The sequence below is a fragment of the Zoogloea sp. GDB6 genome, assembly GCF_056724105.1.
Genome location: NZ_CM161497.1, coordinates 2,853,145 through 2,873,032, shown reverse-complemented (window position 1 = coordinate 2,873,032; position 19,888 = coordinate 2,853,145). Strand labels below are relative to the sequence as shown.

13 protein-coding genes are annotated in these 19,888 nt (G+C 66.9%); 2 read left to right on the top strand and 11 right to left on the bottom strand.

Annotated elements, in window-relative coordinates:
• Nucleotides 1-159: 159 nt before the first annotated feature.
• Both AC1PQG_RS12950 and cphA read left to right on the top strand, forming a co-directional pair.
• The gene (locus AC1PQG_RS12950; protein WP_481122938.1) at nucleotides 160-2,355 is read left to right on the top strand and encodes a cyanophycin synthetase; all 2,196 of its coding nucleotides are present in this window, start codon (nucleotides 160-162) and stop codon (nucleotides 2,353-2,355) included.
• A 73-nt stretch (nucleotides 2,356-2,428) separates the two neighbouring features.
• On the top strand, nucleotides 2,429-5,005 hold the full coding sequence (gene cphA / locus AC1PQG_RS12945; protein ID WP_481122937.1) for a cyanophycin synthetase: 2,577 nt from the start codon (nucleotides 2,429-2,431) through the stop codon (nucleotides 5,003-5,005).
• A gap of 33 nt (nucleotides 5,006-5,038) precedes the next feature.
• On the opposite strand, the gene AC1PQG_RS12940 is transcribed toward cphA, so the two are convergent.
• The 11 genes from AC1PQG_RS12940 to AC1PQG_RS12890 all read right to left on the bottom strand — a co-directional run bounded on the left by AC1PQG_RS12940 (nucleotide 5,039) and on the right by AC1PQG_RS12890 (nucleotide 19,579).
• A complete protein-coding gene (locus tag AC1PQG_RS12940) occupies nucleotides 5,039-6,559 on the bottom strand; it encodes a glycerol-3-phosphate dehydrogenase/oxidase (protein WP_481122936.1) in 1,521 nt (506 codons plus the stop codon).
• Nucleotides 6,556-8,046, bottom strand: a complete 1,491-nt coding sequence (glpK, locus tag AC1PQG_RS12935) for a glycerol kinase GlpK (RefSeq protein ID WP_481122935.1) — start codon at nucleotides 8,044-8,046, stop codon at nucleotides 6,556-6,558. Before glpK ends, AC1PQG_RS12940 begins: the two co-directional genes overlap by 4 nt.
• A gap of 90 nt (nucleotides 8,047-8,136) precedes the next feature.
• Nucleotides 8,137-9,105, bottom strand: coding sequence for a metallophosphoesterase (locus tag AC1PQG_RS12930; RefSeq protein WP_481122934.1), 969 nt, complete (start codon nucleotides 9,103-9,105; stop codon nucleotides 8,137-8,139).
• Between the two features lie 27 nt (nucleotides 9,106-9,132).
• The gene (locus AC1PQG_RS12925) at nucleotides 9,133-10,029 is read right to left on the bottom strand and encodes a hypothetical protein (RefSeq protein WP_481122933.1); all 897 of its coding nucleotides are present in this window, start codon (nucleotides 10,027-10,029) and stop codon (nucleotides 9,133-9,135) included.
• Nucleotides 10,030-10,103: 74 nt separating this feature from the next.
• On the bottom strand, nucleotides 10,104-12,086 hold the full coding sequence (locus tag AC1PQG_RS12920; RefSeq protein ID WP_481122932.1) for a sigma-54-dependent Fis family transcriptional regulator: 1,983 nt from the start codon (nucleotides 12,084-12,086) through the stop codon (nucleotides 10,104-10,106).
• Between the two features lie 418 nt (nucleotides 12,087-12,504).
• A complete protein-coding gene (locus AC1PQG_RS12915) occupies nucleotides 12,505-13,008 on the bottom strand; it encodes an acetone carboxylase subunit gamma (RefSeq protein WP_481122931.1) in 504 nt (167 codons plus the stop codon).
• 23 nt (nucleotides 13,009-13,031) lie between these two features.
• On the bottom strand, nucleotides 13,032-15,356 hold the full coding sequence (locus AC1PQG_RS12910) for a hydantoinase B/oxoprolinase family protein (protein ID WP_481122930.1): 2,325 nt from the start codon (nucleotides 15,354-15,356) through the stop codon (nucleotides 13,032-13,034).
• A gap of 29 nt (nucleotides 15,357-15,385) precedes the next feature.
• Nucleotides 15,386-17,533, bottom strand: coding sequence for a hydantoinase/oxoprolinase family protein (locus tag AC1PQG_RS12905; protein ID WP_481122929.1), 2,148 nt, complete (start codon nucleotides 17,531-17,533; stop codon nucleotides 15,386-15,388).
• 251 nt (nucleotides 17,534-17,784) lie between these two features.
• Entirely contained in the window at nucleotides 17,785-18,306 is a 522-nt protein-coding gene (locus tag AC1PQG_RS12900; RefSeq protein WP_481122928.1) for a hypothetical protein, read from the bottom strand.
• A 391-nt stretch (nucleotides 18,307-18,697) separates the two neighbouring features.
• A complete protein-coding gene (locus AC1PQG_RS12895; protein ID WP_481122927.1) occupies nucleotides 18,698-19,216 on the bottom strand; it encodes a hypothetical protein in 519 nt (172 codons plus the stop codon).
• A gap of 18 nt (nucleotides 19,217-19,234) precedes the next feature.
• A complete protein-coding gene (locus tag AC1PQG_RS12890) occupies nucleotides 19,235-19,579 on the bottom strand; it encodes a hypothetical protein (protein ID WP_481122926.1) in 345 nt (114 codons plus the stop codon).
• Nucleotides 19,580-19,888: the final 309 nt, after the last annotated feature.

Below are 19,888 nucleotides of genomic sequence, written 5' to 3'. Positions count from 1 at the left end.
TCGTTACATGCGCGTATACCCGGCGGGTGGCCAGACGCATCGCCGACCCGTTAATTTTTCCTTCAGGTAATCCTGGCGGCCCCGTCCGCGTTAAGGGGAGATCGAGTTTCCGTTGCTGAGTGCCGTAAACAGGCCCGTTACTTCCGAAGTGTCTCGTCCATGACCAATAAAACGATCGAATTCCTCAATGTGCTCCACCTGCGGGGACCGAACATCTGGACCTATCGCTCAGTCCTCGAAGCCTGGGTCGACATCCATGACCTGGAAGACTGTCCGTCGAATGTGATCCCGGGTTTCTATGAGCGGCTGACGGCGATGCTGCCGACCCTCATCGAGCACCGTTGCAGCATTGGCGAGCGGGGCGGCTTCCTCAAGCGCCTGCGGGACGGGACCTGGCCGGGACACATCCTCGAGCACGTGACGCTCGAACTGCAGAACCTCGCCGGCATGTCGGGCGGTTTCGGCAAGGCGCGCGAGACCTCGCTGCGCGGCGTTTACAAGGTGGTGATCCGCGCGTGGCAGAAGGACGTGTCGATGGCCGCCCTCAACATGGGCCACGACCTGCTGATGGCCGCCATCGAGGAGCGCCCCTACGACGTGGACGCCGCCGTGGCCCGCCTGCGCGACCTGGTGGACAAGCACATGCTCGGCCCGAGCACCCGCTGCATCGTCGAGGCTGCAGCCGACAAGCAGCGCCGTATCCCTTACATCCGCCTGCTGAACGAGGGCAATCTCGTGCAGCTCGGCTACGGCGCCCGCCAGCGCCGCATCTGGACCGCCGAGACCGACCGCACGCCGGCCATCGCCGAGAGCATCTCCCGCGAGAAGGACCTGACCAAGACGCTGCTGGAGTCCTGCGGCGTGCCGGTGCCGGAAGGCCGCATCGTCACCAGCGTGGAGGACGCCATCGAGGCCGCCGAGGACATCGGCTTCCCGGTGGTCGTGAAGCCCAGCGATGGCAACCACGCCCGTGGCGTGTTCACCAACATCCGTACCCCGCAGGAGGTGGCGGACGTGTTCCCGCTGTCGGCCGCGGAAGGCTCCGAGGTGATGGTCGAGCGCTTCGTGAAGGGCGCCGAGCATCGCCTGCTGGTGGTCGGCGGCAAGATGGTCGCCGCCAACAAGGGCGACATGGTGTCGGTGATCGGCGACGGCACGCACACCATCGACGAACTGATCGAGACCCAGATCAACTCCGACCCGCGCCGCGGCGTCGAGCATGAGTTCCCGCTGTACCTGATCAAGCTGGACAACTATCCCGCCGCCCAGATGGAAGTGGCGCGCCAGGGCTTTACCGGCGCCTCGGTGCCGCCGGAAGGCCAGGAGGTGATGATCGTCCGCACCAGCAACATGGCCTTCGACGTGACCGACGAAGTGCATCCGGACACCGCCGAGCTGGCCTGCCTGGCGGCGCGCATCGTCGGCCTCGATATCGCCGGCGTGGATCTGGTCTGCGAGGACATCTCCAAGCCCTTGAGCGAGCAGCAGGGCGCCATCGTCGAAGTGAATGCCGGTCCGGGCCTGCTGATGCACATCAAGCCGGGCGTCGGTCAGCCGCGCCCGGTGGGCGAAGCGATCGTCGATCACCTGTTCGAGAAGGACGCAGACGCGCGCATTCCCATCGTCGGCGTCACCGGCAGCCGCGGCAAGACGCCGGTGGCCCGCCTGATCGCCCACCTGTCCCGCCTGTCCGGCCAGTACACCGGCCTGGCCTGCTCCGAGGGCGTGTTCCTCGACGGCCGCCAGGTGGAAACTGCCGAAGGCACCAACTGGGATGCCGCCGAGCGGGTGCTGATGAACCGCTCCGTCGAGACCGCGGTGTTCGAGAACGGCTGCCGCAGCATCCTCGGCGACGGCACCGTGTACGACCGCTGCTCGGTGGGCGTGGTCACCAACGTCGACCCGGAACTGCACTACGGCGAGTTCTACATCGACTCCCCGGAAAAGGTCTGGAACGTCTTCCGCACCCAGGTGGACCTGGTGCTGTCCAGCGGTGCGGCGGTGCTCAACGCCGAAGATCCGGCGGTCGTCGAGATGGCGTCCCTGTCCGACGGCGAAGTGATCTTCTATGCCGTCGATCCCAACGCCGAGGCCGTCGTACAGGCCCGCAGCGAAGGCCGCCGCACGGTCTTCGTGAAGGATGGTGCCATCGTGCTGGCCACCGGCGAGCAGGAAGATCCGGTCGCCCGCCTGGCCAAGATCAAGCTGCTGGCAAACGGCGCCGGGGAGGAGCCGGGCGTACTGTCCAACCTGCTGGCTGCCGTGGCGGGTGCCTGGGCGCTGGGCGTGTCGCCGGCGATGATCCGTGCCGGCGTCAAGCCCTACGATCCCAAGGCGCCGCTGCGCAACGACTGAGCCGCCACTGAACAATGATGGAGGGCCGCCCGACGTTGGTGGCCCCTGAGAAAAACGACAAGGACTGTTATCCATGGAAGTCTCACGCATCCGGGCTCTGCGAGGCCCCAATCTGTGGAGCCGGCACACCGCGATCGAAGCCATCGTGACCTGCACCGAAGCGGAGTGCGACATCGACTCCATTCCGGGTTACGAGACGCGACTGCGCAACCTCTTCCCTGAAATGGGCTTCCTCGAGGCCGATGGCCACATGGGCGCCAGTTCCGTGGCCCAGGCGCTGGAACTCGCCGCTCTCGGCCTGCAGGCCTGTGCCGGTTGTCCGGTGACCTTCAGCCGCACCGCCAAGACCATCGAGAAGGGCGTCTTCCAGGTGGTGGTGGAATACACCGAAGAAAAGGTTGGCCGCCTGGCCTTCGAGCTGGCCACCGAACTGTGCCGTGCCGCCGAGACCGATGGCCCCTTCGACCTGGCCGGTGCGCTGGCCCGCCTGCGTGAGCTGGACGAGGACGTGCGCCTCGGGCCTTCCACCGGTTCCATCGTGCAGGCTGCCGTGGCCCGCGGCATTCCCTATCGCCGCCTCACTGAAGGCAGCCTCGTGCAGTTCGGCTGGGGCAGCCAGCAGCGCCGCATCCAGGCCGCCGAGACCGACCTGACCAGCGCCGTGGCCGAGGCCATCGCCCAGGATAAGGAGCTCACCAAGAACCTGTTGCGCGCCGCCGGCGTGCCGGTGCCGCTGGGTCGTTCCGTGACCAGTGCCGAGGATGCCTGGCAGGCGGCCAAGGAACTCGGCGGCCTCGTCGTCGTGAAGCCCCGTGACGGGAATCAGGGCAAGGGCGTGGCGGTCAAGCTGCGCACCAAGGAAGAGGTGATGAAGGCTTTCCGCGTCGCCGAGGAAATCAGCGACGACGTGCTGGTGGAGCGCTACCTGCCGGGCCACGATTACCGCCTGCTGGTGGTCGGCGACAAGCTGATCGCCGCTGCCCGCCGCGAGCCTCCGCTGGTCATCGGCGATGGCCAGCGCACCATCCGCGAGCTGGTGGACCACGTTAACAGCGATCCGCGCCGCGGTGTCGGCCACGCCACCTCGCTGACCAAGATCCGCTTCGACGAGATCGCCATCGCTACCCTCGCCAAGCAGGGCTACGAGGCCGGCTCCGTGCCGCCGAAAGGCAAGCGCGTGATCCTGCGCAACAACGCCAACCTGTCCACCGGCGGTACCGCCACCGACGTGACGGACGACGTGCACCCCGAAGTCGCCGAGCGCGCGATTGCTGCGGCCAAGAACATCGGCCTCGACATCTGCGGCGTGGATGTGGTCTGCGAGAGCGTGCTGGAACCGTTGGAAGCCCAGAGCGGCGGCATCGTCGAAGCCAACGCGGCGCCCGGCCTGCGCATGCACCTGCAGCCGTCCTACGGCAAGGGCCGCCCGGTCGGCGAGGCCATCGTCGCCAACATGTTCAAGCCCGGTGAAGACGGCCGCATCCCGGTCATCGCGGTGGCCGGCACCAACGGCAAGACGACCACCGTGCGCCTGTCGGCTCACATCCTCGGCGTGGCCGGCAACTGCGTCGGCATGACCAACTCCGACGGCGTCTATGTGGGCAAGCGCCGCATCGACACCGGCGACTGCAGCGGCCCGCGCAGCGCCCGCAACATCCTGCTGCACCCGGACGTGGACGCCGCGGTGTTCGAGACCGCCCGCGGCGGCGTGCTGCGCGAAGGCCTGGCCTTTGACCGCTGCGACGTGGCGGTGGTCACCAACATCGGTATGGGCGACCACCTGGGCCTGTCCTATATCAGCACCGTCGAAGACCTGGCCGTGGTGAAGCGGGTCATCGTGCAGAACGTGAAGTCCAGCGGTACGGCGGTGCTCAATGCTGCCGACCCGATGGTCGTCAAGATGGCCGGCGCCTGCCCGGGCTCGGTGCTGTTCTTCGCTGCCGACCAGTACAACCACGTGCTGGTCACCCACCGCGTGCAGGGCCACCGGGTGGTCTTCGTGGACGACGATGCGATCGTCGCGGCCCAGGGCAGCGAGGAGTTCCGCGTGCCGCTGGCCGGCATCCCGATCACCCGCAACGGCGCGATCTCCTTCCAGGTCGAGAACGCGATGGCCGCCATCGCCGCCACCTGGGCGCTGGGCATTCCGCCGGAAACCATCATCGCCGGCGCCGCCAGCTTCGTGAACGATGCCGCCAACGCGCCGGGCCGCTTCAATGTGTTCGATTACAAGGGCGCTACGCTGATCGCCGACTACGGCCACAATCCGGATGCGATCCTGGCGCTGGTGCAGGCCGTCGAGAGCATGCCGGCCAAGCGCCGCTCGGTGGTCATCAGCGGTGCCGGCGACCGCCGTGACGAGGACATCCGCGAGCAGACCCGCATCCTCGGCAAGGTCTTCGACGACGTGGTGCTGTACCAGGACGACTGCCAGCGCGGCCGCGCCGATGGCGAAGTGCTGGCGTTGCTGCAGGAGGGCCTGGTAGGTGCGCCGCGCACCAAGAGCATCTGCGAGATCCGCGGCGAGTTCGCGGCCATCGACAGCGCGCTGCAAAAGCTGGAAACCGGTGACCTGTGCCTGATCCTCATCGACCAGGTCGAGGAGGCGCTGGAACACATCGCCAAGCGCATCGCCGAAACCACGGCTTGATCGACGCGGCCTGAGTCCGCTCAGGCCCGACCTTCAGCGGAAGCCTTCTGCCAGCCGGTGGAAGGCTTCCGTCATTTCGTGGGTGCGTTCCGTATCCCAGTCCAGTTCGTCGGCGAGGATCGCGGCGACTGCCGGGGCGGCTTCGCTGGCGGCAGTGGCATCGACGAACAGCGCCCGATGGCGGCGGGCCAGCACGTCCTCGACGTCGCGGGCCTGTTCCTCGCGGGCGGCGAAGCGCACTTCCGCCTCGCTGAGTGAGAGTGCAGGGTGCAGCTGGCGTCCCGCGCCGGGCAGCGCGTCCACCGCGGCGCGGTCGGTGCCGAACACGTCGTCGGACGGTGACGGCGGGCTGCCGTGCAGAATCAGGCTGCGCGTCCGGCAGGGGCGGGCCGGCAGGCCGGCGACGGTCGCGGCCTGGTCGATGATCTCCTCGCCCATGCGCCGGTAGGTGGTCCATTTGCCGCCGGCCACCGATACCAGTCCGCTAGGCGCAATCTGAATCACGTGCTCCCGCGACAGGCTCGAGGTGTTGCCGCTGCCGCCGATCAGCGGGCGCAGGCCGGCGAACTGGCTGCGGATGTCGCTGCGTTGCGGCCTGCGACGCAGATAGCGGGCGGCCGTGGCGAGGATGAAGTCCACCTCGCCGTCCAGCGGCTGGGGCTCCAGCGGAATATCCGGCCGCGGCGTGTCGGTGGTGCCGAGTAGTAGCTTGTGCTGCCAGGGGATGATGAACAGCACGCGGCCGTCGTCGGTGCGTGGCACCAGCAGCGCCGTGTCGCCGGGCAGGAAATCCCGGTCGAGCACGATGTGTACGCCCTGGCTGGGGTTCAACTGGGCCGTACTCGTCGGGTCGTCGAGGCGCCGGATGGCGTCGGCCCACACGCCGGCCGCATTGACGACGACCCGCGCCGACAGCGCGAAGGATTCGCCGCTTTCCGCGTCCTGCGCGTCGACGCCGACGACGTGCCCGCCCTCATGGCGCAGCCCCGTAACGGGCAGCCAGTTGAGGGCCAGGCCGCCCAGGTCCAGCACCGTGCGCATCAGCGTGATGGCCAGCCGGGCGTCGTCGAAGCGGGCGTCCATGTAGGCGATACCGCCGACCAGCCCGTCCTCGCGCACGCCGGGCAGCGCGCGGCGGGTTTCCTCCACCGACAGCGGGCGGCTGGCGCCGAGGCTGTGGTTGCCGGCCAGCCAGTCGTAGGCGGCCAGCCCGACGCCGAGCTGCAGGCGGTCCCACTGGCGGTAGAGCGGTACGACGAAGCGTTGTGGATGCACCAGATGCGGCGCGTTGGCGAGCAGGAGCGCCCGCTCGGCCAAGGCTTCATGGACCAGCCCGATGCGCCCCTGGGCGAGGTAGCGGACGCCGCCGTGCACCAGCTTGGTGGACCGGGAGCTGGTGCCCTTGGCGAAATCGTGGGCTTCGAGCAGCAGCGTCGAATAGCCCCGCGATGCGGCATCCACCGCGCAGCCGAGGCCGGTGGCGCCGCCGCCGATGACCAGCACGTCCCAGCGCGGCGTGTGGCGCAGGCGCTCGAGCAGGACCGCGCGCCTCATGCCGCCGCCCATCCGCGGGCACGCTCCACGGCGCGGTGCCATTCGGCGAGGCGGGCCTCGCGCTCGTCCTGGCAGCAGGTCGGCGCGAAGACACGCTCCGCTCGCCAGTGGGCGGACAATTCTTCAGGGCTGCGCCACAGGCCGACCGCCAGGCCGGCGAGATAGGCCGCGCCGAGGGCCGTTGTTTCGGTCTGCTGCGGGCGGATCACCGGCACGCCGAGCAGGTCGGCCTGGATCTGCATCAGCAGGTCGTTGCGCGCGGCGCCACCGTCCACCCGCAGTTCGGTCAGCGGGCCAGCGCCGTCCCGGTTCATGGCATCCACCAGGTCGACGGTCTGCAGCGCAATGGCTTCCAGCGCCGCGCGGGCGATGTGGGCCTTGCCGCTGCCGCGGGTCAGGCCGAGCAGCGTGCCGCGGGCGTAGCCGTCCCAGTAGGGGGCGCCGAGGCCGGCGAAGGCCGGCACCAGCACCACGCCGCCGGTATCCGGCACCGAGGCGGCGAGGGCTTCGATGTCGGCGGCGCGCTGGATCAGCCCCAGCCCATCGCGCAGCCACTGCACCACCGCGCCGCCGATGAAGACGCTGCCTTCCAGCATGTAGGTGGTCTGCCCGCCGATGCGCCAGCCGAGGGTGCTGAGCAGGCGATGCTTCGATTCGACAGGTTGCTCACCTGTATTGAGCATCAGGAAGCAGCCGGTGCCATAGGTATTCTTCGCCGAGCCGGGCTGCAGGCAGGCCTGGCCGAAGGTGGCAGCCTGCTGGTCGCCGGCCAGCCCGCCGATCGGGATCGCAGTGCCGAACAGCCCGGCATCCGTCGCGCCGAGCACGCCGCTGCTGTCCACGACCTCCGGCAGCAGCGCGGCGGGAAGGTCGAACAGGGCCAGCAATTCCTCGTCCCAGCATTGGCGGTGGATGTCGAAGAGCATCGTGCGCGACGCGTTGCTCGGGTCGGTGACGTGCAGCCGGCCACCGGTGAGCTGCCACACCAGCCAGCTGTCGATGGTGCCGAAGGCCAGCTCGCCGGCAACAGCGCGGCGGCGTGCATCCGGTATGTGGTCGAGCAGCCAGGCCAGCTTGGTGGCCGAGAAATAGGCATCCACCTCCAGGCCGGTCCTGGCGCGGATCTGCGCCGCATGTCCGTTTGCGCGCAGGGCTTCGCAGGCGGCCACGGTGCGGCGGTCCTGCCAGACGATGGCCGGCGCCAGCGGCTGGCCGCTGCTTCGCTCCCACAGCACTGTGGTTTCCCGCTGGTTGGTGATGCCGATGGCTGCCACGTCGGCGCCGGTCAGCCCGGCCTTGCTCAGGGCCTGGCGGGCGCAGTCGAGTTGGGTCTGCCAGATCTCCAGCGGATCATGCTCGACCCAGCCTGGCTGCGGGTAGGACTGGCGGAATTCGAGCTGGGCGCTGCCGAGGGCCTGACCTTCGGCGTCGAAGACGATGGCGCGGCTGCTGCTGGTGCCCTGGTCGAGGGCGAGGAGGCAAGACATGGCGCGGGCCTTTGCAGGAGGCGGAGGCTCCCAATCTAGCCCACTCGGTGCCGAAGTTGAACGGGCGCGTATGCCGTTGTGCAGGCCAGCTCAGGAAACCTGGCAGAAATGGGCATCGCGCAGCTGGGCTTCGCCGTCCCAGCGATACGCCACCAATGGGCCGCCGTTGCCGGCCGAGTAATCGACGCAGGCGGCATGCGGGGCGAGTACGCGCGGTTGCCCGGTGAACCAGTAATGGCCGAAGAATACCGGCCGCGGGTCCTGGTCATCGATGCGGGCATAGGCGGGGAGCGGCGTGTCCGGCAGCCGGCTGCGCAGCTGCTCCTGGACGAGGGCGGCGCGCCGGCAGGTGGTGGCGTCGCGGTCCCACCAGCGGATACGCACTCGGTGGCGTGCGATGCCGTCCTTGTCCTGGTAGGAGACGCCGTCTGGCAGCGGAATCTCCAGTCCCTTGGTGAGGGTCTCGGCGGCGCGGAACAGGCTGGGTTCGGGTGTGTCCGTCACGGAGTCGTCGTCGGGCTCGCGGGTGGCGTCCGGCAGAGCGGCCGGGCGCAAGCGATTTTCCTCGACGTAGCCCGTGCTGGTCAGCCAGTCCATCAACCCCTGATGCCAGCAGGCGTGCACGACGCGGATGCCCGGCAGTTCCAGCCACAGGGGGAGGGAGCGGAACCATGCGATGAGGTCGGCGTGCTGCGTCGGATCGCCCGCCACTTCGTCGAGGAAGCGCTGGTGCTGGATGCGGTTCTTGTGCCCCCAGTGGGTGCTGTAATGGCGGCGTAGGTATTCGCCGGTATGCATGGGGTCCGGCGTGTGCCAGGCAATCGCATTGAGCTCGTGGTTGCCCATCACCGCCAGCGCCGCGCCGCTTTCCACCATGTTGCGGGCGATGCGGACGGTGCGCAGCTGGTGGGGACCGCGGTCGATGAAGTCGCCGACGAACACTGCCGTACGGGACGGGTGGCGCCACGCGTCGTCATGCGGGCGGTAGCCCATGTGCTGCAGCAGGGCTTCGAGCTTGTCGGCCTGGCCGTGGATGTCGCCGATGACGTCGTACCCCACGGTGGCTCCTCGAACGTTGTGCTGGCTTCAGCAGCCGCTGCCGTCCGGCCGGCGCGTGAAGCCAAAGCTGCCGCCGCCCAGGCTGGGCGGCTGGATGCAGATCATCAGTGCCAGGGATTTGGCGGATTTCACGATGTCGGGCGGGAAGGCCGAGAAGGGAATCGCCCGCTCGACGACCGACTTCACGAAGGCGATCTCGTCCTGCTGGTCGCCGGCATTGACGACCTTGAAGCTCTTCAGCGAGCCGTCCGGGTTCAGGCGCACCTCGATGGACGCGTTGCGGATGCCGCGGGTGCGCGGGTCGTTCTTCACGAAGGCAGCGCTGCGGTTGAGCTTCTTGACCAGCGCGTCCATGTAGAACTCGAGGCTGAAGGGATCCACCGGCGGGCTGTTGGGGATGCGCTCGACCAGGTCTTCCAGGCTGCTCGAACTGCGCCCGCGGGACTCACGCATCTGCTCGCGGCCGATCTCGCGGGCCATCGCCATGGAGCGCTCGGCGAGGGTCGGCGGTGGCGGGGGCGGTTTCTTCGCGTCGCGGGCCAGATCGTTGAGGAAGTTGTCCATCTCCTCCTTCTGGGCCACGCTCCACGTGGGGGCGGGTTCGGCGCTGCGCACGGCGGGCGCGTTGGACTTGCGGGCGGTGAGGATGCGCGGACGGCTTTCGGGCGCCTTGGCTTTAGGCTTCTGTGCCTGCTGCGGTTTGCGCGGAGGCGCCTCGGCGATCTTGACAGGCTTCTTCGGACGCGGCCGTATATCCGCGCGGGGTGCCGGCGGCGGGGCGAGGCGGGCTTCCAGGTGGGGGCTGGCGTGTTCCTGTTCCGGCGGGTTCAGCTTGACCAGCAACAAGAGGCCATGGACGAGCAGAGACGTCGCGATCGCCAGCTGGAGGGCGCGCGAAGACCTGGATTGGGGCGAGTCGAACATTGGCCGGATTTTAGTCCGGCCGGCGCCGGGGCGGGCTGCTTTTTACACAAACCGCCCCGTTTGCAAGGCTGGCGTCAGGCACTCGTGCGGGCGCGCTCCCGGTCCACCTCCAGCCCGTAGCGCTTGAGCTTGAGGTACAGCGTGCTCTTGGCGATGTTGAGCTGGCGCGCTGCCCAGGTGAGGTTGCCGCCGGTGGCGGCGATGGCACGGCGGATAAGCTCCAGCTCGCCGTCGGCGATGCTGCAGATCCGGGAGCCGCCAGTGGCAGTCGGTGGCGGCACCTCGATGTCCGACAGCTCGGCGGGCAGGGCGCCGGCGTCGATCTCCGCGCCGTCGCTCATCAGCACCATGCTCTCCACCGCGTTGCGCAGTTCGCGCACGTTGCCCGGCCATGGGTAGGCCTGCAGACGTTCCAGGATGCCCATGCCGAGCGGGCGCTCGGGCAGGCCGTGCTGGGCGGCGAAGCGGGTCAGGAACAGGTCTACCAGCAGCGGGATGTCCTCCCGCCGTTCGCGCAGCGGCGGCAGATGCAGCGTCGTGACGGCGATGCGGTAGTAGAGGTCCATACGGAAGCGGCCGGCCGCGACTTCCTCGCGCAGGTTGCGGTGGGTGGCGGCGACAAGGCGGAAATTCACCTTGCGCGGTGCGTTCTCGCCGAGGCGGTGGATCTCGCCTTCCTCCAGCACCCGCAGCAGATGGGGCTGCAGGTCGATGGGCATCTCGCCGATCTCGTCGAGGAACAGCGTGCCGCCGTCGGCCGCCTCGATCTTGCCCATCATGCCGCCCTTGCGGGCGCCGGTGAATGCGCCCTCCGCGTAGCCGAACAGCTCGCTGGCCAACAGTTCCCGCGACAGCCCGCCGCAGTTGAGGGCCACGTAGGCACCACTGGCGCGCTGGCTGGCCTCGTGGATGCCGCGGGCGAACTCCTCCTTGCCGACGCCGGTCTCGCCGAGCAGCAGCACCGGCACCTTCGAGCGGGCCAGCTGGCGCGCCTTGTCGATGGCCGACAACAGCGTGGGATTGCGGCTGACCAGCGACGCGAAATTGCGCACCTTGGCCGGGCTGTCGGGCGGCGTACAGTTCGGCGCCGCCTGCTGGATGGACGCCGGGCGGGCGCCGCGGGCGAGGGGCATGATCAGCAGCGTGCCGAGGCGCAGGCCGTGGCTCGTCACCGGCACCAGCCAGTCGTTGTTCATCCACTCGGGCAGCGGGCCGACCGGACCGTCCGCGCCGAGGGCCATCTCCGGCAGGCGTGCGGGGACGGACAGATCCATGTCGCCGCCCCGCGCTGCAACGGCACTCGTGGCGTGCTCGTTGATCTTGACCGGCACGCCGCGCCGGTCGAAGAGGATCAGGCCGTCGGTGGCGCTGGAGCCCCAGCGGCCCATCGCCCCTTCCAGCAGGCGGCAGCGCAGCTCCATTTCCCGCGCGGCCAGGCGGCTCTCGATGCGGCTGGCGGTGGTGACGGCGAGGGCCAGGCTCTGGCGGTTATAGGTTTCGGACAGGCCGGAGACGTCGATCACGCCGACGATCTCGCCGCCCTGGGGATGGCGGATCACCGCCGCCGAACAGGTCCACAGCTTGATGCCGGCACAGAAGTGCTCGGCCGAGTGGATCTGCACCGGCTGGCCGACGGCCAGCGCCGTACCGATGGCGTTGGTGCCGCAGATGTGCTCGCTCCAGGTGACGCCGGGAATCAGGCGGATCGACTCGGCGGTGTCCACCGTCGGGGTGTCGCCTTCCATCGTGAGGATGGTGCATTGGGTGTCGGCCAGCAGCATCATCGTGCCGCTCTCGGCGAGGAAATCCCGTGCGTAGGCCATCACCGGCGCACCGGCCTCCAGCAGTTCGCTGTTGCTCTCCCGCAGCGCATAGAGCGCGTGCTCGGGCAGGGGATCGGGGGCGTAGCGGCGATCCGGGTCCACGCGGGCGTCCTGGCAGCGCCGCCACGAGCGGTCCACCAGGGTGCGCAGGGTGTCGTTGCGGGCGGCATCACCGCTCAGGAAGGATTCCCAGGCGGCCATCACGGCGGCGTTATTGCGTGGATTGGAGAACACTGGTCCCTCCGTGCTGTGCTTTTCTCACGTCTTCCTCCTTTGGCTTGCGTCCCGGCCGCGGCGGGCCGCGATCGAGGCGGCCGATATGAATGGTTTCTGCGCGCAGGCGGAACGGTGGATCGATCGGGTGGTGCTGTGCCTCCTGTTGGGTCTGGTCGGCCGAAGAGCCGGATTGCCATCCTCAAGATTAGCAAAGGTGATGCCATCCGGCAGCGGTGTGCGCAGTCCGCATGTCGCGCGGGCTCCGCTACGCTGCGTGGGGTACCTGCCGGGATGGAGCGTCCGAAAATCGGACGTTCGGGATGGCGTCCGACTCGTTTTCGGACGTTTGCCGATGGCGCGGGATGGCGCTCCAGCGGCAACAAAAAAGCGGGGCCGGCCGTCACGGCCGAGCCCCGCAAAGCGCTTGCAACCCTGTTTAAGCGCGTTCCGGCACCGGCAGGCCCATCCAGTCCTTGTAGAAGGCCTCGATGTCCGGTTCGAAGTCATGGATCACCGGATACCACGGGGTCGGCGCCTCCACGTCGTGCATGGTGCCGCAGGTCGGGCAGTAGTACTCGCGATACACCTGCCACTGGGTGTCCGGCGCCATCAGCTTGGGATAGACCTCGGTCATCGCTTCTTCGGTGTCGCGCACGTAGATGGCGGCATGGAGCTTCCAGTTTTCACGGTAGTCGGCGAAGACGTGGCCGCAGTCGCACTGGGTGACCCATTCCTTGGTCTTGGCGGACTGCACGATGTACAGGTGCGGGCCGAGGGGCAGGACGATCTTGTCCTTGAACGTGACCTTGGCCTGCAGGGCCGCCACGTACTGCTCGAAGCGGCTTTGGTCCTTGGGCATGGACAGCATGCGGAAGGTGGTTTCCCAGTCGAGAGTGCCTTCGACGAGGTGGGCGACCTGCTCGTTGGTGTAAGTAGACATGTTCGAACTCCTTGATTCGGTGATTACTCTTCGACCTGGACGACGGTGGTGACGTCGGGCAGCAAGGACAGGTCCATGCGGTGCTTGGCGCCGTAGGACGGCACGCCCAGCTCTTCCTCGCGCACCAGCCAGTCGGCCGGCAGGTTCCAGAAGTCCTTGAACTGCTGGGTGAACTTCTCGGACAGCGCGAAGCTGGTGGCGAACATGTGCTGGACCTGGATGGAGGCGTGCTTGTTGAGGATGCGTTCGCGCTCTTCCTTCATCCATTCGCGGGTCGGCAGCGCGCGGGCCAGGCGTTCCTTGCGGATCTCGGCGCGGCGGGCCTGGGTCTTGGCCGGATCGACGGTGAACACGCCCTTGGCGTCCTGGGTCAGCACCGCGCCATAGACCTTCTCGGCGTACTCGGGCAGCAGGAACTTCTGGTTGAGGTCCGCCTCGATGGCCTTCGGCTCGCGATCGATGGGGTCGCCGAAGCCAGGGCCGCCACGCAGGTAGTTGAGGTAGAGGTCGTGGTTGGCGTAGCAGTCCTCGGTGGTGATGCACTGCTTGTCGCGCTTGACCGTGGCCGTGGCGTCCAGGTGGCGCTCGTAGTCCGGGTTGGACGGATCGAGGTCGCCGCCCAGCGGCAGGCTGTCGCCGATAGCGATGCGGTTTTCCAGCCCGGTCTTGTGGGCCTCGAAACGGTAGCCGGTGGCGGACGGATAACCGCCCATCAGGCCCCAGTCGCTGTTCATGAAGCCGTTGCCCATGAAGAACATGGTCCAGTCCTGGGCGTTCCACACCATGCGCAGCGTCTCGAAGCCACAACCGCCGCGGTACTTGCCGTAGCCGCCGGAGTTGGCCTTGACGTTGCGGCCGAGGTACAGGAGCGGCTCGGCCATCTCCCAGATCTCGATATCACCCATGTCGCCTTCCGGGTTCCAGATGGCGGCGGCGTGGTTGAGGCCGTCCTTGACCGCGCAGGCGCCGGTGCCGCAGGAGCTGGCCTCGAAGCTGTTCACCGCGTGGATCTCGCCGTCCTGGTTGATGCCGCCGCCCTGCAGCCAGTTGGAGGTGTTGGCGTTGCCGGCGTTGACCTCCTCCAGATAGCCGCGGCTGAAGTAGGACTGGCCGAGGCCGCGCCACAGGGCTGCCCAGCCGGACACCAGGAAGTGCCAGGCGTAGGCGTGGCCGGTGCGGCGGTCGTCCGGGTTGCACCAGGTGCCCTTGGGCAGGCGGAACTCGGTGGCGTAATAGGCGCCGTCGTTGATGCGCTGGGTCGGCACCAGGGTCTGGCACATCATCACCCAGATGCCGGAGGTGAAGGCCACCTGGTGGGCGTTGAAGGTATGCCAGCCCCAGCGGCTCGCGCCCTCGAAGTCGAGGCGCCACTTGCCGTCCGGCTTGATCGTCATCTCGCACGGCGAGTGCATGATGGAGTCGAGCTTGGCGAAGGCGTTGGAAACCTGCACATCCTCGTGCTTGTAGGGCACATCGACGAAGGACACCTTGCGGTACTTGCCGGGCAGGGTCATGGCCTTGATGCGGCTCATCAGGCCGCGGCGGCCTTCCTCGATGACCTCGAAGGCGAACTTCTCGTAGGCCTCGATGCCGTCGGCGCGGATCACGTCCTCCACCAGCTCGCGGATCATGTGGCAGCCAGCGATGCGGGTCTTCTCGTCGAGGATCCAGTACTTGGGCGTGCGCACCGAGCGCTGCGACTCGTGCAGCCAGTCGCGCAGCGGCTCGTCGTTGATGCCGGTCTTGCGGCAGGTGATCATGTAGCCGTCGCCGAAGCGCTGGGTCTGGCCGGTGGACATCGAACCCGGCGTCACCGAGCCGGTGTCGATCACGTGGGTCACGCCACCGACCCAGCCGATCAGCTTGCCTTCCCAGAAGATCGGCACGATGGTGGCGATGTCGCAGGGGTGCACGTTGCCGATGGCGCAGTCATTGGTGGTGAACATGTCGCCGGGGTTGATGCCGGGGTTGCCCTCCCAGTTGTTCTCGATCATGTACTTGATCGCTGCGCCCATCGTGCCGACGTGGATGATGATGCCGGTGGAGGTCAGCACGCAGTCGCCGGCGGCGTTGTAGAGCGTGAAGCACAGCTCGCCTTCCTGCTCGACGATGGGGCTGGCGGCGATCTTCTTGGCCGTTTCGCGGGCATGCACCAGGCCGCCGCGCAGCTTGGAGAACAGTTTTTCGTAGCCGATCGGGTCGCTGTCGCGGAAGGCCAGCTTCTCGATACCGTTGTAGTGGCCGCTGGCCTTGGTGCGCTCGATGATGCCGTCGCGGAACTGCTTCAGGGTCTGGCCGTTTTTCAGCAGGTCGGCAAAGCCGAGCTCATTCTTGTTCATCATGTTCATGACGATGTCTCCTCAATGGGGTGGGTGGCCTAGCGGACTTCCTTGAGATGGAACAGGCGGTGCTTGTCGATCGTGGTCGCGAAGCCATCCGGCACCACAAAGGTGGTCGCGTCGGATTCGATGATCGCGGGGCCCACGATGTGATTGCCGGCCTTCAGGCTTTCCATCTTCCACAGCGCGGCGTCGACCCAGCGCTTGTGGCGGTAGAACGGGCGGGTGCCCAGGTAGGCGCTCTGCGGCGGCGTCGGGCCGGCGTCCTCGTCTTCCGGCAGCACCGGCTTCTGGGTCACTACCGTGCCGCGCAGGATCGCGCCGGTGATCGAGAAGCCCAGTTCCGGCGAGCGCGCCGAGCTGGCATACACACGGCCGTAGGTGTTCTCGAAGGCATCGACGATCTGGTTCCAGTCGGCGGCGCTGGCGGCGCTGGTCACCGGCGAGACGATCTCCAGGTCGTTGAGCTGGCCCATGTACTGCATCTTGTAGCCGGGGATCAGCAGCACGTCCTCGGCCTTGTAGCCGTTGAGCACGAACTCGTCGATGACCTTCAGCGCCAACTCGGACCAGGCGTCCTGCAGCGTGCGGCAGGCCGCTTCCTTGTCCGCGTCGGGAGCGAGCTGGGCGACGCCCAGGTCTACCGATTTGTCGTAGCGGTACTCGAAGTCGGCGCAGGCGCAGCCGAAGGCCGAGAAGCCCGCCGCCCAGGCCGGCACCACCACGTCCTTGAAGCCGACGCCCTCGGTGTAGCCGTAGGTGTGCACCGGGCCGGCGCCGCCGTAGGAGAAGCAGGTGAATTCGGCCGGGTTGTAGCCCTTGGCGCTGATGTTGGCGCGCAGGTACTCGGACAGGGTCAGGTCGAGCAGCTCGATGACGCCGGCCGCGGCATCTTCCACCGACAGGCCGAGCGGGTCGGCGATCTGCGCCTTGATGTGGTCGCGGGCGCGCTGCACGTCGAGCTTGATCGCCCCACCCAGGAAGTTGTCCGGGTTCAGGTAGCCGAGCACCACGTGGCAGTCGGACACCGACACCGTATCCAGGCCGCTCTCCGGCCAGCAGGTGCCGACCCGGTAGCCGGCGCTGTCCGGGCCGAGCTTGATCGACTTGCTGTAGGGGTCGAGGCGCACGAAGCTGCCGGCGCCGGCGCCCACCGAGTCCATCGCCACCAGCGGCAGGGACAGCACCAGGCGGGCCATGTCCGGATCGGACTTGATCGCGAAGTTGCCCTTGGTGATCAGCGCCACGTCGAAGCTGGTGCCGCCGATGTCGGAGCAGGCGATGTTCTCGTCGCCGAGGTATTCGCCGAGCAGCTTGGAGCCGATGACGCCGCCGATCGGGCCGGAGACGATGGTGCGGGCCAGCTCCTTGGCCTTCCAGCTGATCGTGCCGCCGTGGGTGGCCATCACGCGCAGGTCGAACTTGGCGCCGTGCTTCTTGAAGCGGTCGCTGACCTTCTTCAGGGTCTGGCGCGACGGTTCGGCACCGTAGGCTTCCAGGATGGTCGTGTTCATCCGGTGGCTTTCCTTGCGCGACGGGTAGTAATCCACCGACGCGAAGACCGGGATGTCCACCTTCAGCTTGGCCAGCTCCTCACGCGCAATGTCGCGGGCACGGGTTTCGCTGGACTCGTTCTTGTGGGACTGCAGCAGGCAGATCACGATGGCCTGCGCGCCGGCGGCGATCAGCTCGCGGGTGGCCTGGCGGACTTCCTCCTCGCGCAGCGGAATGACCACCTTGCCCTGCACGTCGGTGCGCTCGGTCACGCCGCGGGTGCGGGAAACGGGCACCAGCGGCTCGTCGTAGCGGTGGGTGTTGAGGTGGATGCGGTCTTCCAGTGCGTAGCCCAGATAGCTCTGCAGGGCGCGGCCCATCGAATGGATCTGCTCGAAACCCTTGTTGCAGATCAGGCCCACGTCGAGGCCCTTGCGCATCAGGATGCGGTTGAGCATGGCGGTGCCGGAATAGACGCAGGTCGCCAGTTCCGGGTAGACGTCGTCCACCGTACGGTTCCAGTGGGCGAGGGCGTCTTCCGACGAGTTGAAGATGGCCAGCGATTCGTCGGCCGGGTTGCTCTGCGCCTTGCCGACGACGAAGCGTCCGTCGGCTCGTACGAAGAAGGTGTCGGTCATCGTGCCGCCGGCATCGATGCCCATCACCTGCACCTGTGATTGTTGGACTTCCATGGTTGTCTCCATTTCTCCTTGGTTTGGACTGGTGCCGCGTTCCGCCGCACCCCGGGGCGAGCCGCTGACCCCGCAAGACATAGCGCAACCGCTGTGCCAGGCCACGGATAAAGGAGCTAAGAGACTGAAATGGAATTGATTTTTTAATTAATGCCGCTGGAGCGGAGGCTGGGCAGGCGGATCAATCGGCGACCGAGAATCGGACGTTCGTGCAGGAGTCGAACGTCCGGCTCACAGCCGTGGAGGGGGTATTACTGGCTGCACCACTCGCTGCGTTCGCCGCTGCCATCGCGAGATTGGCGTTCGGTGAGGCTCATCGTCGAACGGACCTTGCCGGTGCTGGCGTCGAACAGCACATCGAAGCGTGCTGGTTCGTTCCATACATCGCAGTAGCGCCATTCCCACACGCGCTCGTTGCGTGCCGGGTAGCTTACCGTCCAGGGCAGGTAGGGCGGCCCGATCTCGCGCATTACCATGTCCTCGTCCATGCCCGGCTGTACGCGAGCAAAGTGCGGCATGTCGAGCACATTCCCGACGCTGCGCACCCGGCCGCCCGCATCGGTGACAGCCATCCAGGTCTGGGTGCCCAGCGGCGACGTGGTGAAGGCCAGGCGCTCGCCACCGTTTTCCATCCGCCAGCGCCTGGCGGGTGGCCCCAGGCGAGCGACGAGTTCATCGACCGTCGCGGCGTTTGCCGGGAAGCGCGGGCCAGCGCAGGCGGACAGCAGGGCGGCGAGGGAAGCGCCCAGCAGAGCGGCAGGCAGGGGTTTCATGGTGGGGGTACGATCGTCGGTGGACAGGGCCGTTAATGTCTGTGATGCCTGCCACTGGTGACATGTTCCCCTGAGTTGATCGATGGTGACCGCTGACACATAGCACGCGCCAGACCGCTCGGTGACCATGTCGGTGTCTACAGGTGAGTGCGCGCGATCAACATTCGATGCTGTTGCAGCCGCATCGATTGATGCGGCTGCAACATACGATGCTGCGAGGGGCTATTGCGATGTGGGAGAGGCGAGATTTGATAGTGCGGATGCAATATGAAATGTCGTAGCGTCCACAAAGGATGTGTACCGCACGGTATCGAACGGAGCTTGGCGGAACATTCGATGTTCACGCTGCGAGATTTGAAGTTCACTCAGAAACATCGAGTCAGCAGCGTGATTAACGACCCGGGTAGCCCGGCGGCGGAGGCGGCGGGTAATAGCCGGGTTGTGGCGCCGACGGCGGGGCGGAATAGCGCTGTTGCGGCGCCACGGCCATTGGCACCTGCTCGCCCTTTGCGTACATGCACTGGATGTAGGCGTGGTCATAGCTGCGTTGGGTGCCGTAGGCGGAGCTCTGGGCCGCACCTGAGCCGGCCGCGCTGCCAAGCAGCAATCCTGCGCCGGCGCCTGCACCCGCTCCGTTGTGACCACCGATCGCTGCGCCGGCGAGCGCCCCGACGGCTGTCCCGACAACTGCGCTTTTCACGCCCGCATCTGTGGCTGCCTGATTGGCATCGCGGCCGCCGATCTGGTAACTCGCATATTGACGACACTCGGCGTCGTCAGCCCGGAATTGATCGAAAGTCTTCCCGTAACCCGGGAGCGCCATGATGCTCGGCCCATTGGGCATCGTCACGCATCCGGCAAGCAATAGCAGCGGGAGTGCGATCGAGAGTGTGGTTCTGGATGTTTTCATGATGATCACCCGATCCGGTCAGGGTTGCGCGGGCGGTTGAGGCTGAACCTGCTGCCAACCACCGGGGCAATCTTTGACATAAGGGTAATAAGCGTTGGCCGCCGCACAGAAATACCAGACATTGGCGGCAGGTGCCTGTGCCGGTGCCACTTGTTGCTGGATATACACCGGGGGCGCCGTGCGCTCGATGACGACTGGTGGTGAATAAGGTGGATAGTAGTAATAGGGTGGGTAATAGGCCGGTGAGTACAGCGGGACACCGATCATTACGCCCACGTGGGCACGACCACGGTCTGCCCAGGCCGGGTTAGCGCTGGCGGCGCCAAGCACAACCAGTGCGGCAAGCAGTTTGAGAGCTTTCATTTGGAGCTACCCGCTGGCGTTGAACAGCTAAACACCCCATCAAGAACACGTATGGCATGGGGCAAGCGTAAAAAGAGATTCAGTCTTTTGTCTTGGCCGGAGCGCGAGTCTTTGGTGCCGCTGCGGCAGATCCCGGCGTAACACCAGAGTCATGCCTGGATTCCTCGACGTCACGCCAATGTTCTCGAATGAAATTCTAGGCCTGTGCCTCTACAGGATGCTCTTTACAATCATGAGTAATTGTAATTGCGCGGTTTTGAGCTCTTGTGGATTGAGGCCGAGCAGTAGATGGACGTGCTTGTCCCATCG